Source organism: Pseudomonas koreensis (assembly GCF_036668835.1).
In the GTDB taxonomy this organism is placed as follows: domain Bacteria; phylum Pseudomonadota; class Gammaproteobacteria; order Pseudomonadales; family Pseudomonadaceae; genus Aquipseudomonas; species Aquipseudomonas koreensis_I.
On record NZ_JAZEVW010000003.1, the window covers coordinates 95,443 to 120,031 of the forward strand.

Below are 24,589 nucleotides of genomic sequence, written 5' to 3' on the forward strand. Positions count from 1 at the left end.
GTAAGGGGAAGTCCATGGGCAAGTTATCCACAGTTGTGACGGTTGGCCTGATCGCATTGAGCAGCGCCTCGGCTTTTGCCGAGCAGAGCTGCGACACGGTGAAAATGGCCGATCCGGGCTGGAGCGACATCGCCGCGACCAACGCCATCACCGGGTTCCTGCTCGACGGCATGGGTTACAAAGCGAAGATCGACACCCTCGCCGTACCAATCACCTTCGGCGGCCTGAAGGATGGCCAGGTCGACGTGTTCATGGGCAACTGGATGCCGGCGCAGCAGGGCTTCTACGACAAATTCGTCGCCACCGGCGACGTCACGCAACTGGCGAAGAACCTCGAAGGCACCGAGTTCACCCTCGCCGTGCCGGATTACGTGTGGGATGCCGGTGTGCATGATTTTGCCGACCTGAACAAACACGCCGACAAGTTCGACCGCAAGATCTACGGCATCGGCTCGGGTGCGCCGGCGAACATTTCCCTGCAGGAAATCATCAAGAAAAATGACTTCGACATGGGCCAGTGGAAGCTGATCGAGTCCAGCGAACAGGCGATGCTGGCGGAAGTATCGCGCGCGGTGAAGAAGCAGAAGTTCGTCACCTTCCTCGGCTGGACCCCGCACCCGATGAATGTGCAGCTGAAAATGCATTACCTGAAGGGCGGCGAGAAGTACTTCGGCAGCACCGGCAGTGTTTATACGCTGACACGCAAAGGTTACGCCGAGGCCTGCCCGAACGTGGGCAAATTGCTGACCAACCTGGCGTTCACTCAGGACATGGAAAACAGCATCATGGCCGAGGTGGTGAACAAGAAGATCAGCAATGCCGAGGCGGCGAAGGCGTGGATCAAGGCCAATCCGGCCGTGCTCGACAAGTGGCTGGATGGGGTGAAAACTGCGGATGGCAAGGATGCGTTGGCGGCGGTGAAGGCGAAGCTTTGACGATCGCGGGGTTGTCGAAATTGTGCTCGGCTCAAGATTTTTGCCCCCTCACCCCAACCCTCTCCCCCAAGGGGGCGAGGGGAAAGGGAGCCGATCTTTGGCGGATTCAAACTTGCGTTCAACTCGAAATCGCAGGTCGGCGAATCTTGGATGAACACCTCGGTCAGTCCCCTCTCCCTCCGGGAGAGGGCCAGGGTGAGGGCCTTCTCCCTGACACCCTGATAACCTTGAACAAAACCCCAACCGCGAGGACCCATGGCCTTCCCCAGCCGCCACTCTCTTTTCCCTTTCCTCAGCTGGCTGCCACGGCAAACCCGCGCCAGCGTCGGACGGGATCTGATCGTCGGGCTCAGCGGGGCGATTCTTGCGTTACCGCAGTCGATCGCCTACGCGCTGATCGCCGGCCTGCCGCCCGAGTACGGTCTGTATGCGGCAATTGTGCCGGTGCTGATTGCCTGTCTGTGGGGTTCGTCCTGGCATCTGATCTGCGGCCCGACTGCAGCGATTTCGATTGTGCTGTTTGCCAGCGTCAGCCCTTTGGCCGTTCCGGCCTCGCAGGACTACATCACGCTGATTCTGCTGCTGACCTTGCTCGCCGGGATCTTCCAGTGGCTGCTCGGCTTGTTGCGCTTCGGCGCGCTGGTGAATTTTGTTTCGCATTCCGTGGTGCTGGGTTTCACCCTCGGCGCGGCGGTGGTGATTGCCATCGGCCAGTTGCCGAACCTGCTGGGGCTGGAGTTGCCCGCCAATAGCACGGCGTTGGCAAGCCTGATGGATCTGCTTGAGCATTTGCGGGCTGTGGATAAACCTTCGCTGGTACTCGGCGTGGCCACGGTGCTGGTCGGCATCGTGCTCAAACGCTGGCTGCCGCGCTGGCCGACGCTGCTGATCACCCTCGTCCTGGCCAGTTTGCTGGTCTGGCTGTGGCCGGCGATGTTCGGTCATGTGCATCTGGTCAGCGCCTTCGTCGGACGTTTGCCGCCGTTCAGTGCTTTGCCACTGGACCTCGATCTGATTTTGCATCTGCTACCCAGCGCCGTGGCAGTCGGCATGCTGGGCTTGGTCACCAGCCTGTCGATTGCGCGCTCGATTTCCGCGCGGTCGCAGCAGTTGCTCAATGCCAACCAGGAAGTCCGCGCGCAGGGCTTGTCGAATATTATCGGCGCGTTTTTCTCCGGCTCGTTGTCCGCCGGCTCGTTTACCCGCTCAGGCCTGAGTTATGAAGCGGGCGCCTGCTCGCCGCTGGCCGGGGTGTTTTCAGCGCTGTGGGTGGCGCTGTTTGCGATGTTTGGCGCCGGGCTGATTGCGCATATTCCGATCCCGGCGATGGCCGGGAGCATTCTGCTGATTGCCTGGGGCCTGATTGACCATCGTGCCATTCGGGCATTACTGCGGGTCAGCCGCGCCGAGTTCGTCGTCATGGCCCTGACCTGTCTCGCCACCTTGCTGCTGGAACTGCAGACCGCCATTTATGCCGGTGTGCTGGCCTCGCTGTTCTTCTACCTCAAGCGCACCTCGCAACCGCGGGTCCAACACTGGCGCGACGGCGAAGACGATGTGCTGCGAGTTGGCGGGTCGATTTTTTTCGGCGCCAGCCATTATCTGCAAGTGCGCCTGCAACGCATGCACGGCGAACGGGTGGTGATCGAAGCGCAGCAGATCAACTTCATCGACTATTCGGGAGTGGAGATGCTGCATCAGGAGGCGCGCCGCCTGCTGCGGCAGAACCGCAACCTGACCTTGCGTGGGGCGCGGCCGCAGGTGGTGGAGGAATTGAGGAAGCTTGAAGGCGCAGAGAACTGCCCGATCAGGTTTGAGGACTGATTTCCAGACAGCGAATAACCTGTGGAAGCGAGCCTGCTCGCGAAGGCGCTGGCACATTCGCAATCGATGTGTCAGACAGATCGCTTTCGCGAGCAGGCTCGCTCCCACCGGGGGACTATTGCGCGAGCTGGCGGCGCAGTTCGGCCAGCACCGGCGCCGTGTCCGGGCGCAGACCGCGCCACAGGTAAAACGCCTCGGCGGCCTGCTCAGCGAGCATCCCCAGACCATCCATCGACAGCGCCGCCCCATGCTCACTGGCCCAACGGCAGAATGCGGTCGGCTCCTTGCCGTACATCATGTCGTAGCACAGGGTCTTGCCCGGTTCGATCAGGCTCGCGGCAATCGGCGGCACGTCGCCAGTGAGGCTGGCCGAGGTGGCGTTGATGATCACGTCGACCGACTCGCGCAACCAGTCGAAACCGCTGGCCGACACCGGGCCCAGATCGCCAAACGATTCGGCCAGCAACTCGGCCTTGTCCACGCTGCGATTGGCAATGATCAGCGACGCCGGCTTCTCCGCCAGCAGCGGCTCCAGCGCACCGCGCACCGCACCACCGGCACCGAGCAGCAGAATGCGTTTGCCCGCCAGGCTGAAGCCGGCATTCACCGTCAGATCGCGCACCAGCCCGGCACCGTCGGTGTTGTCGCCGAGCAGCGTGCCATCTGCCAGTTTGCTCAAGGTATTCACCGCGCCGGCGCGTTGAGCTCGGGCGGTCAGGCTATCGGCCAGGCGATAGGCGTCTTCCTTGAATGGCACAGTGACGTTGGCGCCGCGGCCTTCTTGAAAAAACCCTGTGGCGCAGTTGGCAAAGTCATCGAGCGGGGCCAGCAAGGTGTGGTATTCAAGCTGCTCGCCGGTCTGCTGCGCGAACAGCTGGTGAATCATCGGCGACTTGCTGTGGCCGATCGGGTTGCCGAAAACGACGTAACGATCCATCAGAGGTCCTCAGGCTTCGGCGAGCCAGTCGCGGTCTTGCAGGAAGTACTCGGTCAGGCGCGCTTCTTCGCTGCCAGGCTCGGCCTTCCAGTCATAAGCCCAGCGCACTTGCGGCGGCAGGGACATGAGGATGGACTCGGTACGCCCACCCGATTGCAGCCCGAACAATGTGCCGCGGTCGTAAACCAGGTTGAACTCGACGTAACGGCCACGACGGAATTCCTGAAATTCACGCTGTTGGGCGGTGAATGGATCATTTTTGCGGCGCTGTACGATTGGCAGGTACGCCTCGATGTAGGCGTCACCAATCGCGCGCATGAAGGCGAAGCTGGTGTCGAAGTCCCATTCGTTCAGGTCATCGAAGAACAGACCGCCAATGCCGCGCGGTTCGTGACGGTGCTTGATGTGGAAGTAGGTGTCACACCAGGCCTTGTAACGTGGATACACGTCAGCACCGAACGGTGCGCACGCCTGTTCGGCGACGCGATGCCAGTGAATGCAGTCCTGTTCATTGCCGTAATACGGGGTCAGGTCAAAACCGCCGCCGAACCACCAGACCGGCTCGTCGCCTTCTTTCTCGGCGATGAAAAACCGCACGTTGGCGTGGGAGGTCGGTACATGCGGGTTGTGCGGGTGGATGACCAGCGACACGCCAAGGGCTTCAAAACCGCGGCCGGCCAGTTCCGGCCGGTGAGCGCTGGCCGAGGGTGGCAGGCCGCTGCCAAAGACATGGGAAAAGTTGACCCCGCCCTTTTCGATCAGCGTGCCGTTCTCCAGTACCCGGGTACGACCGCCACCGCCAGCGGGCCGGGTCCAGGCGTCTTCGACGAAGCGCGTGCCGCCGTCTTCGGCTTCCAGAGCGGCGCAGATGCGGTCTTGCAGGTCGAGCAGATAGGCCTTTACGGCGTCAGTGCGGGTCGTCATGGCTTCACCTTGAATCGGGCGGCGCCCCCGGCAGGCGGGGCGGCGCAAATGGGCGCGTAGCATACCATCGCAGAATGGCCCGCCGCAGTTGACGAAGATCAAGCATGGGAGTTGGATAGGGGGCTTACAAAAAGCCCCAAGGAGAGCAGGCAGATGGCAAAGCGTATCCAGTTCCGCGCCCACGGCGGTCCCGAAGTGCTCGAATATGTTGATTACGAACCCGCCGCACCCGGCCCGAATCAGGTGCGGGTGGCGAACAAGGCGATCGGCCTGAACTTCATCGACACCTATTTCCGCAGCGGCCTGTATCCGCCGCCTGCCTTGCCGTCCGGGCTGGGCGCTGAAGGCGCAGGCATCGTCGATGCAGTCGGCAGCGAAGTCACCCGCTTCAAGGTTGGCGATCGCGTGGCCTACGGCACCGGCCCGCTGGGCGCCTACAGCGAATTGCACGTGCTGCCGCAGGACAATCTGGTGCATCTGCCGGACGACATCAGTTTCGAGACGGCAGCCGGCGTCATGCTCAAGGGCCTGACCGTGCAGTATCTACTGCGCCAGACGTACGAACTCAAGGGTGGCGAAACCATTTTGTTTCACGCTGCGGCCGGTGGCGTCGGCTCGCTGGCCTGCCAGTGGGCGAAGGCGCTCGGGGTGAAGCTGATCGGTACGGTCAGTTCCAGGGAAAAAGCTGAACTGGCCAAAGCCAATGGCGCCTGGGCGACGATCGATTACAGCCACGAGAACGTTGCCCAGCGCGTGCTGGAGTTGACCGACGGCAAGAAAGTCCCGGTGGTCTATGACGGCGTCGGTAAGGACACATGGCTGACGTCCCTCGATAGCGCCGCGCCACGTGGCCTGGTCGTCAGTTTCGGTAACGCTTCCGGCGCGGTAGACGGGGTGAACCTGGGCATTCTTTCTGCCAAAGGCTCGCTGTATGTCACCCGGCCGACCCTGGCAACCTACGCCAACAACGCTGAAAACCTGCAGCGAATGGCCGACGAGCTGTTCGAGATGATCAGCAGCGGCAAACTGAAGGTGGACATCAGCCAGCGTTATCCACTGGCCGAGGCGGCGAAAGCGCAAACCGAACTGTCGGCGCGGCGCACCACCGGCTCCACCGTCCTGTTGCCCTGAAACCTCATTCGGCGTCTTGCCAGCCACGGCTTGAACCACGGCTGGCGAGACGACGCGAGCGCCTTTAGAAACCTGGCGGATGACATGCCAACGGTTTCTGCACCGCATGGCTAACCATCGCCTGATCCGGCTGTTGCACCGCCGCGAGGACTTGCCGCCACTCGGCTGACAACACCCAGTAATCGCCGCGTGCGCGCTGATCGATGTGCAGGGCATTCGAAGCGATCGGCATCAGGCCGAAACGTTGGTAAAAACGCAGCTGTTGCGACCGGCACAGTGCGGTGACGCCCTGGTAGCCGTTCCTGATCGCCCACTCGGCAGCGGCGGCCAACAGACCGTTGACCGCGATGGGCAGTTGATGGGTCGAGTACGAGATCAAACGGCTGAATTCGACATGCCGTGACAGCGCCACCGTGGGCGACACATGTTGTTGCGCCAGCAACGCCCATTCGAATGGCGCTGGAGTGGCCCGCAGCACCGCCAGCAACTGGTCGTGGCGGTACAGCAGAAAGTGCGTACTGCGCGACTTGATCGCCAGTTGCGTTTCGAGCAGCCGCGCACGTGAGGACAGCATGTAATGCTGCAGCCGCAGCCGAAATTGCCGGTCGATGAACCGATCGAAATCCTGAGTATCCGATCCCGCTTCAAGCGTCACGATACGGCAACCCTCGTGATGAATCTTTAGCGTCGCCTGAAGCGTTTGCAGGTAATCGGTGAGTTGCAAATCCGTAGTGTCCATTCTTTCTCCGCGTCCTTTACTTATCGAAGTGTTTCGAGTGCAGGGAAAGGATGGTTGCTTTTGGCGATTCCGCCACGTCAGGAGGTCTGATAATCAGGTGGGAAAAGTCAATGAATCCGGGCAGTTGGCGACTTTTCCGACACGATGAACAGCACCGTTGCAGGACAAATCGCAGGCATGCGTAGTACTCCCCGTCATCACGCCGAGGAGTACGTACATTTTTTATCTTTGGAGGCGGATCAGTCGGGACGAATAACCTTGCCGCTCGCCAGGTCGCGGATCACGCTGGGGTTCTTGCGTCCACCCAGTTGCCCGCCGAGCACCAGATCGATCTGCCCACGGAAATACTGCTCGACCCGCAGGCGCGTACGCGCAGCCGGGCGACCCTGAGGGTTGGCAGACGTGGAAATCAGCGGCCCGACCAGTGAACAGAGGTCGCGCACTTGCGGATGATCACTGACCCGCAGTGCCACGGTGTCGTGGATGCCAGTCACCCATTCGGGCAGCAAGCCCTGGTGCGGCACCAGCCAGGTGTTCGGCCCCGGCCAGGTGCTGGCCATGCGGTCGATCCATTCCTGAGGGAAATCTTCGAAGAGGAAGTCGAACTGGCGAATGTTGTCGGCGACCAGAATCAGCCCCTTGACCACCGAGCGGTTCTTGATCGCCAGCAGCCGGTCCACGGCCTCTTCATTCCACGGGTCGCAACCCAGCCCCCAGACGGCTTCGGTTGGATAGGCAATCACCGCCCCGGCGCGAATCTCTCGCGCGGCTTGTTGCACACGCCAACTGTTAACCATGAAAAAACTCTCCGCAATCAGGTTTCGCGCAGTTTACCTATCCTGCATGTAAAACCTAGCGTGTCCTGGCCAGCCAACGACCGTTTTCGCACACCGCCCGGCCGTCCATTTCCAGTTCGGTCAGCGCCGCCAGTACTTTGGGCAAGGCCCAGCCGCTGCTGTCGGCCAGCGCTTCGCTGGTGTGCGGCGCGGCATGAAGGAGAGCGAGCAACGGATGATCGGCGTTCGCCGAATCTGTGAACAACGACACGTGCTGCCAGCCGCGCAGGGCTTCGAGGATGTGTTCGATGGTTTCGACCAGCACTGCGCCATCACGGATCAACTGATGACAGCCGCGTGCGCCCGGATGATGAATCGACCCGGGAATCGCATACACCTCGCGCCCCTGTTCGGCCGCCAGGCGAGCGGTGATCAGTGAACCACTGGCGACGCTGGCCTCGACGACCAGCACGCCCAGCGACAAACCGCTGATGATCCGGTTGCGCCGCGGGAAGTTGCTGGGGGTCGGCCCGGCATCCAGCGGAAACTCCGAAAGCACAGCGCTGCCGGACGCCATCATCGCCTCGGCCAGCCGTCGGTTGCGCTGTGGATAAAAGTTTTCCAGGCCGGTGCCGAGTACCCCGACCGTCAGCCCGCCAACGTCCAGCGCGGCCTGATGTGCAGCCGCATCGATGCCCAGCGCCAGGCCACTGGTGATGACAAAACCGGCCCCGGCGAGGCTGCGCGAAAACGCCGTGGCGGTGTCCATGCCCGGACGAGAAGCGCGGCGGCTACCGACCATCGCCAGTTGGGGTTTTTCCAGAATCTGCGCATCGCCGGCAACGAACAACAACGGTGGCGGATCCGGAATCTGCGCCAGCAGCGCCGGATAATCGGCTTGGTCCCACATCAGTAAATGCTGGCCCGGCCGCTCTAGCCAGCGCATTGCGTGGCTGGCGCCGTCGCGAACCGTGGGGCAACGCCGCGCCTCGGCGCACGCCGCCGGCAGACCCAGCGAACGCCAGGCGCTGGCCGGCGCACTGAGGGCTTTGGAGGCCGAGCCGAAGGCATCGAGCAATTTGGCGAAGCGCTTGGGGCCGATATCCGGCAAACGGTGCAGGCGCAGACGCGCTTCCAGTTCCGCCGGGGAAACCGGTGTACAGACAGGCGACATCATGGATCATCCTTGATCGATATAAGGCCCGAACCTTTCGGAACAAGCTGTGGATAACTCTGTTGGTAACTTGTTGAGCAAGCTACGGATTACGCACCTTGTCGAGCACTGCGAGTGAGCGCGATGCGTTGAGCACCAGGCCATAGCTGAGTTTGTCGTAGGTGCGGAATACCATCAGCAACCCGGCGCGTTCGTCGGGGATTTTCAGCGGCTGGCCGGTGATCCGGTCGCGCACGGTTTCACCGGTTTTCATCACCACCAGCACGTTGCCCTCGGCGAGGCCGTCGCGTTTGCCCTTGTTCAACGTGACCACGTCCATCGCACCGATCTGCGTGACGCCGCGTGGTACGTCGATGATCACCCCGTTGATATCGCGGGCGGGGGCGCTGGGCATAAAGGTCGAATTGATCGAGCGTTCTTCGCCGCTGAACAAACGGTCACCAAGGCGCACTTCCTGCGTGGTGCGTTGCAGCGCGAGAGTGGCGACGTCGCCTTCGGTGGCGACGATTTCACCGCCGCCGATGTCGTCGGCGTTAATCCCGAGAAACTCCTGGGTCTGCGGGTCGGTGTAGACCTTGCCCTGACGAAAGATGCCGTACACCGGTTGTTCCGGGTCGAAATGGCCGCGGGCGAAGATGCGGTCACCGGTGCCACTGAGCACGCGCTCGGCATCGCCGGCGACGATGTACGGTGCCTTGTCGAAATCTTCGGCCTTGTCGACGATGCGGTTGCTCAACAGAAAACTGTTGATGGACTTCAGCGGAATGCTCGGAATCGCCTCGGCTACAGGGCTGGTGCGGATACGCGGCGAGAGTTTGATGGTGCCGCGCGACTCGCCACGGTTGACGGTCAGTTGCGGCTGGCCGTTGACGTAGCTGAGCGTCAGCGTGTCGCCGGGATAGATCAGGTTGGGGTTATCGATCTGCGGATTGGCCCGCCACAGTTGCGGCCATTGCCAGGGCTCGCGCAGGTATTTGCCGGAAATGTCCCAGAGCGTATCCCCTGAAACCACCGTGTATTGCTGTGGAAAACCATCCCTGAGTTGCACTTGCCCTTGCGCAGCGCCGGCCGAAGCCAGAAGCAGCAGGGCGAGTAGTGTTTTCCTCATGCCGTGAATCCCTTTATCATATGCGTTCGCGTGAACCGTCAGAGCCCCCGTGGCTCGCTTGGGCAAACTGCACAAGCTACGCTTCACAACGGTAGCCTGCATCTTCGGACCTGCCAGGCCATCGACCCGACTTTACTCAACGTGTGCAGCAATCAAAGCCTATGGCCATTTTAAACATCCTCGAATTCCCGGACCCGCGTCTGCGCACTATCGCCAAGCCTGTGGCTGTAGTGGACGACGAAGTGCGTCAGTTGGTCGATGACATGTTTGAAACAATGTATGAAGCGCCGGGCATCGGCCTTGCCGCGACCCAGGTCAACGTGCACAAACGCATCGTGGTCATGGACCTTTCCGAAGACCGGACCGAGCCGCGGGTGTTCATCAACCCCGAGTTCGAGCCATTGACCGAGGAGATGGACCAGTACCAGGAAGGCTGCCTCTCGGTACCCGGTTTCTACGAAAACGTCGATCGCCCGCAAAAGGTCAGGATCAAGGCGCTGGACCGCGACGGCAAGCCCTATGAGCTGATCGCCGAAGGCCTGCTCGCGGTGTGCATCCAGCACGAATGCGACCACCTCAACGGCAAATTGTTCGTCGACTACCTGTCCACGCTCAAACGCGACCGGATCAAGAAGAAGCTGGAAAAGCTGCACCGCCAGAACGCTTGATGCCCCTCTTCAAAGGCTTGCTGCGGCAAGCCTTTTTCATTTTTATGAGACGCCCTTCATGACTGAGCCATTGCGCATCGTTTTTGCCGGCACCCCGGAGTTCGCCGCCGAACACCTCAAGGCCTTGCTGAACAGCCCGTACGAGATTGTCGCGGTGTACACCCAGCCGGATCGGCCGGCCGGTCGCGGGCAGAAACTGATGCCGAGCCCGGTCAAACAGCTCGCCCTGGAAAACCATATCCAGGTGTTGCAGCCGCCGACCTTGCGCAATGCCGATGCTCAGGCCGAACTGGCGGCATTGCAGCCGGACCTGATGGTGGTGGTTGCTTACGGCCTGATCCTGCCGCAAGCGGTGCTGGATATTCCGCGACTGGGCTGCATCAACAGCCACGCCTCGCTGCTGCCACGCTGGCGCGGTGCGGCGCCGATTCAACGTGCCGTGGAACACGGTGACGCAGAAAGTGGCGTGACCGTGATGCGCATGGAGGCTGGGCTCGACACCGGGCCGATGCTGCTCAAGGTCGTCACGCCAATCAGTGCCGACGATACCGGCGGCACTTTGCATGATCGTCTCGCTGAAATGGGCCCGCCCGCCGTGGTGCAGGCGATTGCCGGTCTCGTCGCCGGCACGCTGGAAGGCGAAGTGCAGAACGACGAACTCGCCACGTACGCGCACAAATTGAACAAGGACGAAGCACGCCTCGACTGGAGCCGTCCGGCGGTTGAACTGGAACGTCTGGTGCGTGCCTTCAATCCATGGCCGATCACCCACAGCACCCTCAACGGTGAAGCGCTGAAAGTGCTGGCGGCGAATCTCGCCGAAGGCAAAGGCGCGCCGGGTGAAATCCTCAGCGCCAGCAAGGACGGTCTGGTCATTGCCTGCGGCGAACAAGCCCTGTGCCTGACCCGTCTGCAATTGCCCGGCGGCAAGGCACTGAATTTCAGTGACCTGTTCAACAGCCGTCGCGAGAAATTCGCCGTCGGCACCATGCTCGGTGCCGCGGTGGACGCGCAATGAACCCGCGTCTGGCCGCCGCCAAGGCACTCGCCGCTGTGCTCAGCGGCAAGGCTTCGCTGAACAGTTCGCTGCCCACGCAACTGGACAAGGTCGAGGATCGTGATCGCGGTTTCACGCAGGATCTGGCCTTCGGCACTGCGCGTTGGCAGCCACGTCTGTCGGCATTGGCGGAGAAGCTGTTGCAGAAACCGTTCAAGGCCGCCGACGCCGATGTCGAGGCGTTGCTGCTGGTCGGTCTCTACCAATTGCTCTACACCCGCGTGCCGGCCCACGCCGCCATCGGCGAGACCGTGGGTTGCGCCGACAAGCTGAAAAAGCCTTGGGCCAAAGGCCTGCTCAACGCCGTGCTGCGCAATGCCCAGCGCGAAAGCGAAACAATTTTTGCCGAGCTGGAGCGTGATCCGGTAGTGCGCACGGCGCACCCGCGCTGGCTGCAAAAATCCCTCAAGGCGTTCTGGCCTGAGCAATGGGAAGCGATTTGCGCGGCGAACAACGCACATCCGCCGATGATCCTGCGGGTCAACCGCCGCCATCACAGCCGCGACGCCTACCTCGGTTTACTGACTGAGGCCGGGATTGCCGCAACGCCCTGCGTGTACAGCCGCGACGGCATCATCCTCAAAGCCGCTGCCGATGTGCGCAGCCTGCCGGGTTTCGCCGAGGGCTGGATCAGCGTGCAGGACGAAGCCGCGCAACTGGCCGCCGACCTGCTCGACCTGGCGCCGGGCCAGCGCGTGCTCGACGCCTGCTGCGCGCCCGGCGGCAAGACTTGCCATATCCTCGAAGCCGAGTCGAAGCTGGCCGGCGTGGTGGCGGTGGATCTGGAAGCCAAGCGTCTGGTGCGGGTGAAGGAAAACCTTGAACGCCTCGGCCTGAGCGCTGAGCTGATCGCCGCCGATGGCCGCGACACGGCGAAGTGGTGGGATGGCAAACCGTTCCAGCGCATTCTGCTGGACGCACCGTGCTCGGCCACCGGGGTGATCCGCCGTCACCCGGACATCAAGCTGACGCGGCAAGCCGACGACATCGCCGCCCTCGCGCAACTGCAAGGCGAGCTGCTCGGCGCAATGTGGCAAACCCTCGAAGTCGGCGGCATCCTGCTGTACGCCACTTGCTCGACGCTGCCGACGGAAAACACTGAGGTGATTGCCGCGTTCCTCGAGCGTACGCCGGGAGCACGGGAGCTGGACCTGGCCACTGCGGCCGGAATCAAACAGCCCCATGGTCGCCAATTGCTGGCCCAGCAGGGCGGCCATGACGGGTTCTACTACGCCAAGCTGATCAAGATCGCTGCCGCGCGCAGCTAAACGGATTCAACGGAGTGACTGGATGAAAATCATCATCCTCGGTGCAGGACAGGTCGGCGGTTCGCTGGCAGAACATCTGGCCAGCGAGGCCAACGACATCACCGTGGTGGACACCGATGGCGAGCGCCTGCGCGACCTCGGCGATCGCCTCGACATCCGTACCGTGCAGGGCCGTGGCTCGCTGCCCTCGGTGCTGCGTCAGGCCGGTGCCGACGACGCCGACATGCTGGTCGCGGTAACGAACAGTGACGAGACCAACATGGTCGCCTGTCAGGTCGCCCACACGCTGTTCCACACCCCGACGAAGATCGCCCGGGTGCGCGAAGCGTCGTATCTCAATCGCGAAGAGCAGCTGTTCCAGAACGAGGCGATTCCGGTCGACGTGTTGATCAGCCCCGAGCAGGTGGTGACCAACTACATCAAACGTCTGATCCAGCATCCCGGCGCCTTGCAGGTGATCGACTTCGCCGAAGGCGCTGCGCAACTGGTGGCGGTGCGCGCCTATTACGGCGGGCCGCTGGTCGGCCAGCAACTGCGCCAGCTACGCGAACATATGCCGAACGTTGAAACCCGCGTCGCCGCGATTTTCCGCCGTGACCGGCCGATCCTGCCGCAGGGCGACACGGTGATCGAGGCTGACGACGAAGTGTTCTTCATCGCCGCCCGTGAGGATATTCGCGCGGTGATGAGCGAAATGCGCCGCCTCGACGAAACCTACAAACGCATCGTCATCGCCGGTGGCGGGCAGATCGGCGAGCGCCTGGCCGAAGCCATCGAAAGCCGTTATCAGGTAAAGATCATCGAGATGAGCCCGGCGCGTTGCCGTTATCTCTCCGACACGCTCGACAGCACCGTGGTGCTGCAGGGCAGCGCTTCGGACCGCGATCTGCTGCTGGAGGAGAACATCGCCGACGCCGATATCTTCCTAGCCCTGACCAACGATGACGAAGCCAACATCATGTCTTCGCTGCTGGCCAAACGGCTCGGGGCGAAGAAGGTCATGACGATCATCAACAACCCGGCCTACGTCGACCTGATCCAGGGCGGCGATATCGACATTGCAATCAGCCCGCAACTGGCGACTATCGGCACCTTGCTGGCCCACGTGCGCCGTGGCGATATCGTCAGCGTGCACTCATTGCGTCGCGGGGCGGCGGAAGCCATCGAGGCGATCGCCCACGGCGATGCCAAGTCGAGCAAGGTCATCGGCAAGCCGATCGAAAAAATCGGCCTGCCGCCGGGCACCACCATCGGCGCGGTGATCCGCAACGAACAGGTGATCATTGCCCACGACGACACGGTGATCGAAGCGGGCGACCATGTGATTCTGTTCCTTGTGGATAAAAAGCATATTCGCGATGTGGAGAAGCTGTTTCATGTGGGGTTGAGCTTCTTCTGAGATCTGCGCTGATGGCACCGGCCCCTTCGCGAGCAGGCTCGCTCCCACATTTGGAATGTGTTTCCCTGTGGGAGCGAGCCTGCTCGCGAAGGCGGATCCACGGGTTTGAAGATGGTCCTGACGCGCTACAGAAAAAGGAAATCCACTGATGCTCGAATCTTTGGAAAAAATGCTCGCCAAGGGTGTAGATAACGCTCTGCTGCGCTTCGGCCTGGGCAAGGGTTATCTGGATCTGGGCGAAAATACCAAGGCCGCCGAGCATTTTCAGCGCTGCGTGGCGTTCGATCCGAAATATTCGGCGGCATGGAAATTATTGGGCAAGGCCCAATTGGCGCTGGGTGATTCTGCTGCCGCGCGGCAAGCATGGGAACAGGGGCTGGAAGCGGCCCGCGCCCATGGCGACAAGCAGGCCGAAAAGGAAATGACGGTGTTTCTGAAGAAGCTCGAGCGCCAGCAGCGGTAGGCTGTTCGGACATCTGCTGCGCCCTCGAACGAACGGTTGTGGATAACTTTGACGGTGAGTTATCCACAGACCATGCCAATCTCGTCGATATGCTCAGTACCAGCGCGCTTCGCCCGGTGGACGTTTTTTGAAGCGCTTCATGCTCCACATGTACTGGCTTGGATACGCCGCGACGTAGCGCTCGACCACTTTGCTCATGGCCGCGCAGGACTCAGCGGTATCGGTGCTGTACATGGCTTCGGGCGCGGCTTCGAGGATCACTTTGTAGCCAGAGCCGTCCGGCAGTCGCAAGGCATGCAGAAACACGCCAACTGCTTTGCCGCCAGCGAGCATGTTCGGTACGAACTTGCTGGTCAGGGCCTGAGTGGCGAAGAACGGCACGAAGATACCGGCGGATTCGGCCGGTTCCGGGTCGGCCGGAATGCCTACTGCACCGCCTTTGCGCACTTCCTTGATAACACTGAGGATGCCTTCCTTGGTCGATGCAGCGACTTTGTTGCCCAATTGCACGCGCTGTTTGCGCAGCAACTCGTCCACAGCCTTGAGCTTGGGTGGGCGGTAGAAGATGATCGGTTTGCACTGGCTGCAATAGAAGTGGTTGAGCACTTCCCAGTTGCCCAAGTGGCTGGTGATGCCAACCACGCCTTTGCCCGAGGCCAGCGCCTCTTTCAATACCTCGAGGCCTTCGACTTCACGAACCAGATCGATCGAACGTTGCGCTGGCCAGATCCACGCGCAGGCGCTTTCGGTCAGGGACTTGCCGATGTCCTTCAAACTCTGGCCGACCAGACGCTCGCGTTCGGCCGGGTCCATCAGTGGAAAACATTTGGCGAGGTTGATCCGCACCACGTCGCGGGAGCGGTTGGGGGTCTTCCACATGATCCAGCCGATCGCCGAACCCACGGCCTGCACCGCCCGCCATGGCAGCAGGGCAAACAGCCGCAGCGCGCCTACCAGCAAGGCGCCTTTAAACTTTTCCACAGGTCACTCCTGATCTTTGTGCTGTGCGCGAGGCGGGCATTCTAACCGGCGATGACCAACTGCGCGTAGCGGTCGCAATCCTGGGTGTGGTCCATGACCATGCCCGAGGCCTGCATCAACGCGTAGCAGATGGTCGGGCCGACAAAGGTGAACCCGGCCTTTTTCAGCGCCTTGCTCATCGCCAGCGCTTCGGGAGTGATCGCCGGGACTTCGCTGCGATCCTTGAAATGATTGATGATCGGTTGCTCGCCAACAAACGACCACAGAAATGCCACCGGATCCTCCAGCGCCAGCCACGCCTGGGCATTGCGCCGGGCGGCGTTGAGTTTCAGGCGATTGCGGATGATGCCCGGGTCGAGCATCAGTTCGTCGATTTCGGCGTCGCTCATCTGCGCCACACGCTGCACGTCGAAGCCGAACAGCACCTGGCGATAACGCTCGCGCTTGCGCAGCACGGTGATCCACGACAGCCCGGCCTGGAACCCTTCGAGCAAAAGCAACTCGAACAAACCCTGCGCATCGCGTAGCGGCGTGCCCCACTCCTGATCGTGATAAGCCATGTACAGCGGATCTTCGGTACACCAAAAGCAGCGTGGCATAAGGCTCCAGGGGGCGTGCGCAGCAACGAATCGGGTATACTCCCGCTCTTTAAATCGCAGCCCAAGAAACAGGTGAATTTCGTGAGCCAGCCTACGCCAGCCGTGCGTACCTTCCAAGACTTGATCCTCGCGCTCCAGCAATACTGGGCCGAGCAAGGTTGTGTGGTACTTCAGCCCTACGATATGGAAGTAGGCGCCGGCACTTTCCACACCGCGACCTTCCTGCGCGCCATCGGCCCGGAAACCTGGAACGCCGCGTACGTGCAGCCAAGCCGCCGTCCGACTGACGGCCGCTACGGCGAAAACCCGAACCGTCTGCAGCACTACTACCAGTTCCAGGTCGTCTTGAAGCCGAACCCGGACAACTTCCAGGAACTGTACCTGGGCTCGCTCAAGCATGTCGGCCTCGACCCGCTGGTCCACGACATCCGCTTCGTCGAAGACAACTGGGAATCGCCGACCCTCGGCGCCTGGGGTCTGGGCTGGGAAGTCTGGCTCAACGGCATGGAAGTCACTCAGTTCACCTACTTCCAGCAAGCAGGCGGCATCGAGTGCTACCCGGTAACCGGCGAAATCACCTACGGTCTCGAGCGCCTGGCGATGTACCTGCAAGGCGTGGATTCGGTCTACGACCTGGTCTGGGCTGACGGTCCGTTCGGCAAAGTCACCTACGGCGACGTGTTCCATCAGAACGAGGTGGAACAGTCCACCTACAACTTCGAACACGCCAACGTCGACAAGCTGTTCGAACTGTTCGACTTTTATGAAAGCGAAGCCAAGCGCCTGATCGAACTCGACCAGCCGCTGCCGTTGCCGAGCTATGAAATGGTTCTGAAGGCGTCGCACACCTTCAACCTGCTGGATGCGCGCCGGGCGATCTCGGTGACTGCGCGTCAGCAATACATTCTGCGCGTGCGCACCCTGGCGCGTTCCGTTGCGCAAGCCTACCTGCTGGCACGCGCCAAGCTGGGCTTCCCGATGGCGACCCCGGACCTGCGTGACGAAGTACTGGCCAAGCTGGAGGCTGCACAATGAGTGCGCAAGATTTTCTGGTTGAACTGGGCACCGAAGAACTGCCACCCAAAGCTCTGAATACTTTGGCTGAAGCATTCCTCGCCGGTATCGACAAGGGCCTGCAAGCCGCTGGCCTGCACTACGAGACCAAGACCGTCTACGCCGCACCGCGGCGTCTGGCTGTGCTGATCACCGCGCTGGCCACTCAGCAGCCGGATCGCAGCATCAACCTCGACGGCCCGCCACGTCAGGCCGCATTCGACGCTGACGGCAATCCGACTCAGGCCGCGCTGGGCTTCGCCAAGAAGTGCGGCGTCGAGCTGAGCGAAATCGATCAGAGCGGGCCGAAACTGCGTTACAGCCAGAACATCGCCGGCAAGCCGACCGCGAGCCTGCTGCCGACCATCGTCGAAGATTCGCTGAACGACCTGCCGATCCCGAAACGCATGCGTTGGGGTGCACGCAAGGAAGAGTTTGTACGTCCGACCCAATGGCTGGTGATGCTCCTTGGTGATCAGGTCATCGATTGCACCATCCTTGCGCAGAAGGCTGGCCGTGATTCTCGTGGTCACCGTTTCCACCATCCGCAAGGCGTGCGCATTGGTTCGCCATCGAGCTACCTCGCTGACCTGCGTGCCGCCTACGTGCTGGCCGATGCCAACGAGCGTCGCGAGATCATCAGCAAGCGCACCGAAGAACTGGCGACCCGTCAGGAAGGCACCGCAATCGTGCCGCCGGCGCTGCTCGACGAAGTGACTGCGCTGGTCGAGTGGCCAGTGCCGCTGGTGTGCTCGTTCGAGGAGCGTTTCCTCGACGTGCCGCAAGAAGCGCTGATCACCACCATGCAGGACAACCAGAAGTATTTCTGCCTGCTGGATGCCGACGGCAAGTTGCTGCCACGTTTCATCACTGTGGCCAACATCGAAAGCAAAGACCCGCAGCAGATCATCGCCGGTAACGAGAAAGTGGTCCGCCCACGTCTGACCGACGCCGAGTTCTTCTTCAAGCAAGACAAAAAGCAGAAGCTCGAAGATTTCAACCTGCGCCTTCAAAACGTGGTGTTCCAGGAAAAACTCGGCAGCGTCTACGACAAGGCCGAACGCGTCTCGAAACTGGCGGCGTACATCGCCGCGCGCATTGGCGGCAACGCCTCTTGGGCGGCCCGTGCCGGCTTGCTGTCGAAGTGCGACCTGGCCACCGAAATGGTCGGCGAGTTCCCGGAGATGCAAGGCGTCGCCGGTTACTACTACGCCCTCAATGACGGCGAGCCGCAGGACGTCGCGCTGGCGCTGAACGAGCAGTACATGCCGCGCGGTGCCGGGGCTGAGCTGCCGGCGACTTTGACCGGAGCAGCGGTGGCGATCGCCGACAAGCTCGACACCCTGGTCGGCATCTTCGGTATCGGCATGTTGCCAACCGGCAGCAAAGACCCGTATGCCTTGCGCCGTGCGGCACTCGGCGTTTTGCGCATCCTGATCGAGAAAAAACTCGACCTCGACCTGAACGACGCCGTGGCTTTCGCGGTGAGTGCGTTCGGCGCCAAGGTCAAGGCTGCCGGTCTCAACGAATCGGTGCTGGAATTTATCTTCGACCGCCTGCGTGCACGTTACGAAGACGAAGGCGTCGATGTCGCGACGTATCTGTCGGTGCGTGCCCTGAAGCCGGGCTCAGCGCTGGATTTCGACCAGCGTGTGCAAGCGGTGCAGGCGTTCCGCAAACTGCCGGAAGCGGCAGCGCTGGCGGCCGTCAACAAGCGTGTGTCGAACCTGTTGAGCAAGGTCGAAGGCTCTGTACCTAGCGAGGTGCAAGCCAAGTACTTCGACAACGCCAACGAGTTCTCGCTGTACTCGGCGATCCAGCAAGCGGATCAGGCGGTGCAGCCAATGGCCGCGGCGCGTCAGTACAACGAAACGCTCGCACGCCTGGCGGCATTGCGTGAGCCGGTGGATGCATTCTTCGACGCGGTGATGGTCAATGCCGACGACGCCAATGTGCGGGCCAACCGTTACGCGCTGCTGGCGCGTCTGCGCGGTCTGTTCCTTGGCGTTGCCGACATTTCGCTGCTGGGTTGAGGGATTGCTGTTGAAACTGCTGATTCTCGATCGGGACGGAGTGATCAATTACGACTCCGACGCTTACATCAAGTCGGTGCAAGAGTGGATTCCGATCCCCGGTTCGATCGAAGCGATTGCGCAGTTGAGCAAGACCGGCTGGACGGTGGCAGTGGCCACCAACCAGTCGGGAATTGCTCGCGGCTATTACGACCTCGCCACCCTCGACACCATGCACACGCGCTTGCGCGAGTTGGTGGCGGAGCAGGGCGGTGAAGTCGGGCTGATCGTGTATTGCCCGCATGGGCCGGACGAAGGTTGCGATTGCCGCAAACCGAAACCGGGCATGCTCAAGACCATCGCCGCCCATTACCAGGTGCCGTTGACCAACGTCTGGTTCGTCGGCGACAGCCTTGGTGACCTGGAGGCTGCCAAAGCCGTCGATTCACAGCCAGTTTTGGTAAAGACCGGGAAAGGCGCAAAGACTCAGGGCAAAACCCTGCCGGTGGGCACTCTGATTTTCGACGATCTGGCGGCGATTGCCGCAGAACTTATCCACAACTAGAGTACTTCTGAATTCCTGACCAGGGATTGCTCGGGGGTGCGCTTGAACAGACGGGCATTGCCCGTAACGGTAAATGTCACTATGTCGATACTGCGGGCCATCAGGATTTTTCTCTTTTACCTGCTGCTGGGCACCACCTCCCTGCTGTGGTGCAGCTTGAGTTTTTTTATCGCGCCGTTTCTTTCTTTCAAGGCGCGCTATCGTTTCATCAACGTGTACTGGTGCCGTTGCGCCTTGTGGTTGACCAAGGTCTTCCTCGGTATCCGCTACGAAATCAGCGGCGCGGAAAACGTGCCTGACCGGCCGTGCGTGATTCAATCGAACCACCAGAGCACCTGGGAGACATTTTTTCTCTCGGCTTATTTCTCGCCCTTGAGCCAGGTGCTCAAGCGCGAACTGCTTTACGTGCCGTTCTTCGGCTGGGCCATGGCCATGCTGCGGCCGATCGCGATCGATCGCGACAATCCCAAAGCCGCACTCAAGCAAGTCGCGGCCAAAGGCGATGAGTTGCTCAAGGACAACGTCTGGGTGCTGATCTTCCCCGAAGGGACGCGCGTACCTTACGGCACCATCGGCAAATTCTCGCGCAGCGGCAGTGCGCTGGCGGTGAATGCGGCGCTTCCGGTGCTGCCGATTGCACACAATGCCGGCAAATTCTGGCCGAAAGTCGGCTGGGGCAAAAAGCCCGGGGTGATCACTGTCGTGATCGGCGAGCCTATGTACGCCGAAGGCACTGGCCCCCGCGCCATTGCCGAGCTGAACGACCGGGTCCAGGCCTGGAATGAAAAGATGCAGCAGGAAATGGGCTCGCTGCCACCGGCGCCGCAAGCGCCGGTCGCCAATGAGCAAGTGCCTGCCTGACATTTTGTGGATAACCTGTGTACGGATTGTTCTAAATCGCCGTCATATTCAATGCAACTAATTGATTTAGAAATGTTTTTTTTACGATCTTCCAATCTCGGAAACCGTGCATAAGTTTATTTTAGATGTAAAAAAACCGGCTGATATAGCCGGTTTTTTTGTGCCTGTTCATTCAGCAATCAACGGTAACTGCAGCAGGAACGTTGTGCCTCGGTCGACTTCGCTGTGACATTCGATGCTGCCACCGTGATGATCAATCACCGCTTTGACCATCGACAGGCCCAGCCCTATGCCATCAGTGCCCTGCGCGGAGGAGAAACGCCGATATTGGCTGAACAGCTCCGGCAACTCGCGCTCGGCGATACCCTTGCCCTGATCAATCAACTCGCAACGCAGCCACTGCTCGTGACAGCTGACATGTAATCCCACGGTAGAACCTGCCGGGCTGTATTTGATCGCGTTTTCCAACAGGTTGAACAAAGCGCGGGTCAGCAAGCCTTGATCAGCCATGACCAGGCGTTCCGGAGATTGCTCATCCATGGCATGCCGCAGTTCGATACGTTTTTGCTGAGCGATGGGCAGCGCTTGATCGAGCACGTCCAACACCAGCATTGCGAACAGGCTTGGCTGAAATTGATAGGCCTCTGACTCGGCTCGCGCCAACAAGACGAAGCCATCTGTCAAATCCAGTGCACGGCGAACCTGGCGTTCGATCTGGTCAAACAAAGGCGAATCAGCGCCGGCCTGATGGCGATGCACATCCAGCAGCGCAAGGATGGCCGAGTGGGGCGCGCGCAAATCGTGGGACAAGAAGCGCAGCAACACGCTGCGTTGTTCTTCGGCAGCGCGTTCGGCGCTGAGGTCGGTGAGGCTGAGCAGCCAACCGATAGGCGTATCGCCATCGGCGGTCAGCAATGCCGCACGGTCCAGACGCAGGCTGCGCTCCTTGTGGTCGCGAAATTCCAGCAGCGGCATAGCTGACAATGGCGGGCGTGGTGTTGGGGATAATTCCGGATAGCCCAGGCTGGCTAGCTGATCGAGCACATCGTTGCCCACCAGATCGTTTTCGAAGAGCTCGCGTGCTTTGCGGTTGCCCAACAGAATTTGTCCCTTGGGGTCGCTGATCAGCGTGGCGACGGGCAGGTATTCGAGGCCATCGGCAATGAATCTTCGGGTATCGCGGGTGCGGCTCATGGCTTGTTCCAGCGCCATGATCTGGCCCTGCAAGCGATCGGCACCGGTGAACTGCGAACGCCGACGCTCCGGAAATACCTTTGGCTCGCTGTCCAGGCGCGCCAGTTCCCAACCGAAATAGGTCAACACCACACTCAGACGGCGCCAGTTCCAGATCAGATAACCGAACAACATGCCCAGCACCGCCGGCGTCGGCGACCACCAGCGTTGCGCCTGCGCCAGACCGGCACTGATCAAGAGTGCGCAGGCCATGCCCATCAGGGAAATCCACAGCGCCCAACGCGGGCGCCATAACAATAGACTGAGCACGGCGGCCACCAGCCCGACCGATAACGACGCCCCCGTCGTCGGCGAGATACCCTGCAAACTGGTCTGCGCGCGATAGGACAGAAACGCAGTCAGCGGCAACAGCACCAGACTTATCCACAGCCATTCGCGCACCAACTGGCGAAACAGTCGTTGCACTTGACTGGGTACCCGGCTTTCGCGTCGACGATTATTGTTCATGGGAACAGGGCAGGGTGAATGGTTTCATGGGCCACGGGTCCGAGACGTAGATCCGAAGAATCATAGCGGACGTCGGCCGACGAAAGCCGCTTACTTTCATCGCACAGGCCAAGCGACTACAGTTGCCCAACTGCCCAAGCGACAAGGAACCCCCGCGTATGCGTGTTGCGATACTGGATGACGAACCCGCCGAACTGCGAAGGGTCGAGCAAACCCTGCAACAGATGGCCGAGGCTGGCGAACAACCTTGGGCGCTGCACAGCTTCGAGCGCGGTGAAGACCTGCTGCGTCAACTGCGTCGGGAAACCTTCGACCTGCTGATCCTCGACTGGCAACTGCCCGACCTCACCGGCCTGGCGCTGCTGCGTTGGACCCGCGAGCACATGGACGCGCCACCTGCAGCGATCATGCTGACCAGCCGCGATGGCGAGAGCGATATCGTCCAGGCGTTGAATGCCGGAGCTGACGATTATGTGAGCAAGCCATTTCGGCCCAATGAACTGAAGGCGCGAGTCGCTGCGGTACTGCGCCGACATAGCCAGCAACGCACACCTGCTGGCGAAGTACTTACCTTCAATGACCTGATTTTCGATGATGCTGAGCTGACCGTTATCCGCGAGGGCAAATCGATCGTCATGACTGAGCGGGAGTACCGGCTCGCTCGGTGCCTGTTCAGCAATCTGGGGCGGCCGCTGTCGCGTGATTATTTATATGAGCGATTTTGGCCGCATGAAGAAGTAGCCTCCTCAAGACCTCTGGATACGCATATCTATCGGTTACGTAACAAACTCGGGTTAACTGCGGATCGTGGCTGGCAGTTGTTGACGATTTATGGATATGGGTACCGCTTGGAAAGCGTGTAGGCTCGGGGTGCTTTCAACAATTTCACCGAAGAATTCGTCAGCCAAGGAAGAGCGCATGTCCGGTCCGCCCATTTACCTGAACCAGGCGTTCCCCGAAATCAGTAAACGGCTTCACCCGGGTATGGACCCGACAACCATTCATGCTCAATCCCATCAAACCCTTGAATTCAGCTGCATGGGAACGGGGTGCACCGAGTGGGTAAAAAAGAATGTGGGAAACATGTTTCGGCGGCAGGGTGATAAGTCACTCATATTCTGTAAATCGCCTGCTTGTCAGGCCCAGCGCAAGCTACTTGTGCCTGCCCGTAAAGTACTGCCAGAGGACTCGTTGCGTGCGAGCAGGCCGGAGTTGGCCAAACAACTTTCGGATCCAGCCCTTGCAAGTACCGTGTCGAAGAAGTCCAAACAGAAACTTCTCTTTCGCTGCAAACAATGCGACCAGCCCAATATCCTGAAGAGTCCTTTCTCGATCAAGATTGATGAGCTGGGGCTCTTCTGCGAACAAGAGGAGTGTAGGCAACAGCGTAGAGCTGTAACCAATGCCCGCGGTTCTTACGAGAAGAGGGCTACCTCCTCCAACAGTTTCACTGCTCTGTTTCCAAAACTTGCAGCCAAGCAGCATGCCGTATGCGTGCAGGATCTAAACACGCTAAAGGTGAAATCCAACGAGTACGCATTCTTTCGCTGTGAATGCTGTGGTCATCCGGTGAAACGCCAGGTCGGCGGAGCCAGTAGGGAAACCGCGTTTTTCTGCGCAAAGCCACACTGCGAGAAAGAGCGCAAAAAGTATTCCCAACTGAAGGACTGGAAAACCAGAATAGCTAACCGAGGTACGCTCGGATCAAATTATCCGGCCCTGGCGGCACAATGGATGATCTGTCCGTCCCATCCGACTCTGACCCCGGACGATATCCCATCGAACGTACGGCTGGAGGTGAAATGGAAGTGTCCCGTCAACCCTGAACATATCTGGACACGGGACGTTGACGCGCGCACGAATAATCCGGGTTGCCCGTTCTGCAAAAGCAATATCAGTCGAACACAATTAAGGTTTGGCTGCGAAATCGCAGGTTTGCTGGGGGTGTCACACAAGCACTCTAAAAAATTCCCGATTGGCGGCAGCAAAATAGAAATTGATATCTCGCTGGCACTGCCAAACTTTCCAAAGATTGCCATCGAAGTGGATGGCAACTGGTGGCATCAGACTAAACTGCTGAGTGACCAAGCCAAAGACAGGCGATTGAAAAACGATGGCTGGACTGTGATTCGCCTGCGCGATGACCGACTGCCAGCAATCACTACCGCCGATAAAGTCGTGCTCTACCCAGGCAACAATTATTACGATCAGAAATGGAGAGAAGCCATACTTGAAGTGTTGAAATATTTGGCAGCTACTACCAACGCATCTCTTTCAAGATTGCCGATCGTTTACGATCAATATCAACATGAGACGGAATATCAGCAACTTTGCAAGTTCTACAGCATCGGTTGAAGCACTTACAAAAAAGGCCAACGCAATGCGTTGGCCTTTTTTATTTGACACTGACCCGG

At 60.4% G+C, this 24,589-nt stretch carries 23 protein-coding genes; 14 read left to right on the forward strand and 9 right to left on the reverse strand.

The features are described from left to right. Window positions 1-14 precede the first annotated feature (14 nt). Window positions 15-935 (forward strand): choline ABC transporter substrate-binding protein, encoded by a 921-nt coding sequence (choX, locus tag V6F91_RS09650; RefSeq protein WP_332763829.1) that lies wholly within the window; start codon window positions 15-17, stop codon window positions 933-935. A gap of 255 nt (window positions 936-1,190) precedes the next feature. Next, window positions 1,191-2,759, forward strand: coding sequence for a SulP family inorganic anion transporter (locus V6F91_RS09655; protein WP_332763830.1), 1,569 nt, complete (start codon window positions 1,191-1,193; stop codon window positions 2,757-2,759). A gap of 115 nt (window positions 2,760-2,874) precedes the next feature. Here V6F91_RS09655 and aroE read toward each other — a convergent pair whose 3' ends face one another. Together aroE and hemF are read right to left on the reverse strand one after the other, a co-directional pair. Beyond that, complete coding sequence (gene aroE, locus V6F91_RS09660) at window positions 2,875-3,696, reverse strand: shikimate dehydrogenase (RefSeq protein WP_332763832.1); 822 nt, start codon at window positions 3,694-3,696, stop codon at window positions 2,875-2,877. A gap of 9 nt (window positions 3,697-3,705) precedes the next feature. Further along, window positions 3,706-4,620, reverse strand: a complete 915-nt coding sequence (gene hemF / locus V6F91_RS09665) for an oxygen-dependent coproporphyrinogen oxidase (RefSeq protein WP_332763834.1) — start codon at window positions 4,618-4,620, stop codon at window positions 3,706-3,708. Window positions 4,621-4,773: 153 nt separating this feature from the next. Here hemF and V6F91_RS09670 point away from each other — a divergent pair, with 153 nt between their 5' ends. Continuing rightward, entirely contained in the window at window positions 4,774-5,751 is a 978-nt protein-coding gene (locus V6F91_RS09670) for an NADPH:quinone reductase (RefSeq protein ID WP_332763836.1), read from the forward strand. 64 nt (window positions 5,752-5,815) lie between these two features. Here V6F91_RS09670 and V6F91_RS09675 read toward each other — a convergent pair whose 3' ends face one another. From V6F91_RS09675 to V6F91_RS09690, 4 genes are all read right to left on the reverse strand, one after another. Next, on the reverse strand, window positions 5,816-6,490 hold the full coding sequence (locus V6F91_RS09675) for a hypothetical protein (protein ID WP_332763838.1): 675 nt from the start codon (window positions 6,488-6,490) through the stop codon (window positions 5,816-5,818). Between the two features lie 239 nt (window positions 6,491-6,729). Further along, window positions 6,730-7,287, reverse strand: a complete 558-nt coding sequence (locus V6F91_RS09680) for an L-threonylcarbamoyladenylate synthase (RefSeq protein ID WP_090287880.1) — start codon at window positions 7,285-7,287, stop codon at window positions 6,730-6,732. Window positions 7,288-7,342: 55 nt separating this feature from the next. Beyond that, on the reverse strand, window positions 7,343-8,443 hold the full coding sequence (dprA, locus tag V6F91_RS09685) for a DNA-processing protein DprA (RefSeq protein WP_423815326.1): 1,101 nt from the start codon (window positions 8,441-8,443) through the stop codon (window positions 7,343-7,345). Window positions 8,444-8,522: 79 nt separating this feature from the next. After that, the gene (locus V6F91_RS09690) at window positions 8,523-9,548 is read right to left on the reverse strand and encodes a LysM domain-containing protein (protein WP_332763839.1); all 1,026 of its coding nucleotides are present in this window, start codon (window positions 9,546-9,548) and stop codon (window positions 8,523-8,525) included. A gap of 161 nt (window positions 9,549-9,709) precedes the next feature. On the opposite strand from V6F91_RS09690, the gene def reads away from it, so the two are divergent. The 5 genes from def (at window position 9,710) to V6F91_RS09715 (ending at window position 14,403) form a co-directional block, all read left to right on the forward strand. Beyond that, window positions 9,710-10,216: a peptide deformylase gene (gene def, locus V6F91_RS09695; protein WP_186546237.1), complete on the forward strand. Its 507-nt coding sequence runs from the start codon at window positions 9,710-9,712 to the stop codon at window positions 10,214-10,216. Window positions 10,217-10,274: 58 nt separating this feature from the next. Continuing rightward, window positions 10,275-11,234, forward strand: coding sequence for a methionyl-tRNA formyltransferase (fmt, locus tag V6F91_RS09700; protein WP_332763844.1), 960 nt, complete (start codon window positions 10,275-10,277; stop codon window positions 11,232-11,234). Beyond that, window positions 11,231-12,541 carry a 16S rRNA (cytosine(967)-C(5))-methyltransferase RsmB gene (gene rsmB, locus V6F91_RS09705; protein ID WP_332763846.1) on the forward strand — a complete coding sequence of 437 codons (1,311 nt, stop codon included), beginning with the start codon at window positions 11,231-11,233 and terminating at the stop codon, window positions 12,539-12,541. Before fmt ends, rsmB begins: the two co-directional genes overlap by 4 nt. 22 nt (window positions 12,542-12,563) lie before the next feature. Next, window positions 12,564-13,940, forward strand: coding sequence for a Trk system potassium transporter TrkA (gene trkA / locus V6F91_RS09710; protein ID WP_090287869.1), 1,377 nt, complete (start codon window positions 12,564-12,566; stop codon window positions 13,938-13,940). Window positions 13,941-14,085: 145 nt separating this feature from the next. Continuing rightward, entirely contained in the window at window positions 14,086-14,403 is a 318-nt protein-coding gene (locus V6F91_RS09715) for a tetratricopeptide repeat protein (protein ID WP_332764882.1), read from the forward strand. Window positions 14,404-14,496: 93 nt separating this feature from the next. Here the strand turns inward: V6F91_RS09715 and V6F91_RS09720 are convergent, their stop codons facing one another. Continuing rightward, window positions 14,497-15,384 carry a lysophospholipid acyltransferase gene (locus tag V6F91_RS09720; RefSeq protein ID WP_332763849.1) on the reverse strand — a complete coding sequence of 296 codons (888 nt, stop codon included), beginning with the start codon at window positions 15,382-15,384 and terminating at the stop codon, window positions 14,497-14,499. A gap of 41 nt (window positions 15,385-15,425) precedes the next feature. Then, window positions 15,426-15,983 (reverse strand): DNA-3-methyladenine glycosylase I, encoded by a 558-nt coding sequence (locus V6F91_RS09725; protein ID WP_332763851.1) that lies wholly within the window; start codon window positions 15,981-15,983, stop codon window positions 15,426-15,428. Between the two features lie 81 nt (window positions 15,984-16,064). Between V6F91_RS09725 and glyQ the strand changes: the two genes are divergently transcribed. The 4 genes from glyQ (at window position 16,065) to V6F91_RS09745 (ending at window position 20,474) form a co-directional block, all read left to right on the forward strand. Next, window positions 16,065-17,018 carry a glycine--tRNA ligase subunit alpha gene (glyQ, locus tag V6F91_RS09730; protein WP_003187265.1) on the forward strand — a complete coding sequence of 318 codons (954 nt, stop codon included), beginning with the start codon at window positions 16,065-16,067 and terminating at the stop codon, window positions 17,016-17,018. Beyond that, complete coding sequence (gene glyS, locus V6F91_RS09735) at window positions 17,015-19,069, forward strand: glycine--tRNA ligase subunit beta (RefSeq protein ID WP_332763854.1); 2,055 nt, start codon at window positions 17,015-17,017, stop codon at window positions 19,067-19,069. Before glyQ ends, glyS begins: the two co-directional genes overlap by 4 nt. A gap of 4 nt (window positions 19,070-19,073) precedes the next feature. Further along, window positions 19,074-19,613: a D-glycero-beta-D-manno-heptose 1,7-bisphosphate 7-phosphatase gene (gmhB, locus tag V6F91_RS09740; protein WP_332763856.1), complete on the forward strand. Its 540-nt coding sequence runs from the start codon at window positions 19,074-19,076 to the stop codon at window positions 19,611-19,613. Window positions 19,614-19,694: 81 nt separating this feature from the next. Then, entirely contained in the window at window positions 19,695-20,474 is a 780-nt protein-coding gene (locus V6F91_RS09745) for a lysophospholipid acyltransferase family protein (protein ID WP_332763858.1), read from the forward strand. A gap of 168 nt (window positions 20,475-20,642) precedes the next feature. Here V6F91_RS09745 and V6F91_RS09750 read toward each other — a convergent pair whose 3' ends face one another. Beyond that, on the reverse strand, window positions 20,643-22,175 hold the full coding sequence (locus tag V6F91_RS09750) for a HAMP domain-containing sensor histidine kinase (RefSeq protein ID WP_332763860.1): 1,533 nt from the start codon (window positions 22,173-22,175) through the stop codon (window positions 20,643-20,645). Window positions 22,176-22,333: 158 nt separating this feature from the next. Between V6F91_RS09750 and V6F91_RS09755 the strand changes: the two genes are divergently transcribed. Together V6F91_RS09755 and V6F91_RS09760 are read left to right on the forward strand one after the other, a co-directional pair. Next, window positions 22,334-23,038, forward strand: coding sequence for a response regulator transcription factor (locus tag V6F91_RS09755; protein WP_332763862.1), 705 nt, complete (start codon window positions 22,334-22,336; stop codon window positions 23,036-23,038). A gap of 55 nt (window positions 23,039-23,093) precedes the next feature. Next, window positions 23,094-24,530: a zinc-ribbon domain-containing protein gene (locus V6F91_RS09760; RefSeq protein ID WP_332763864.1), complete on the forward strand. Its 1,437-nt coding sequence runs from the start codon at window positions 23,094-23,096 to the stop codon at window positions 24,528-24,530. Window positions 24,531-24,589 lie beyond the last annotated feature (59 nt).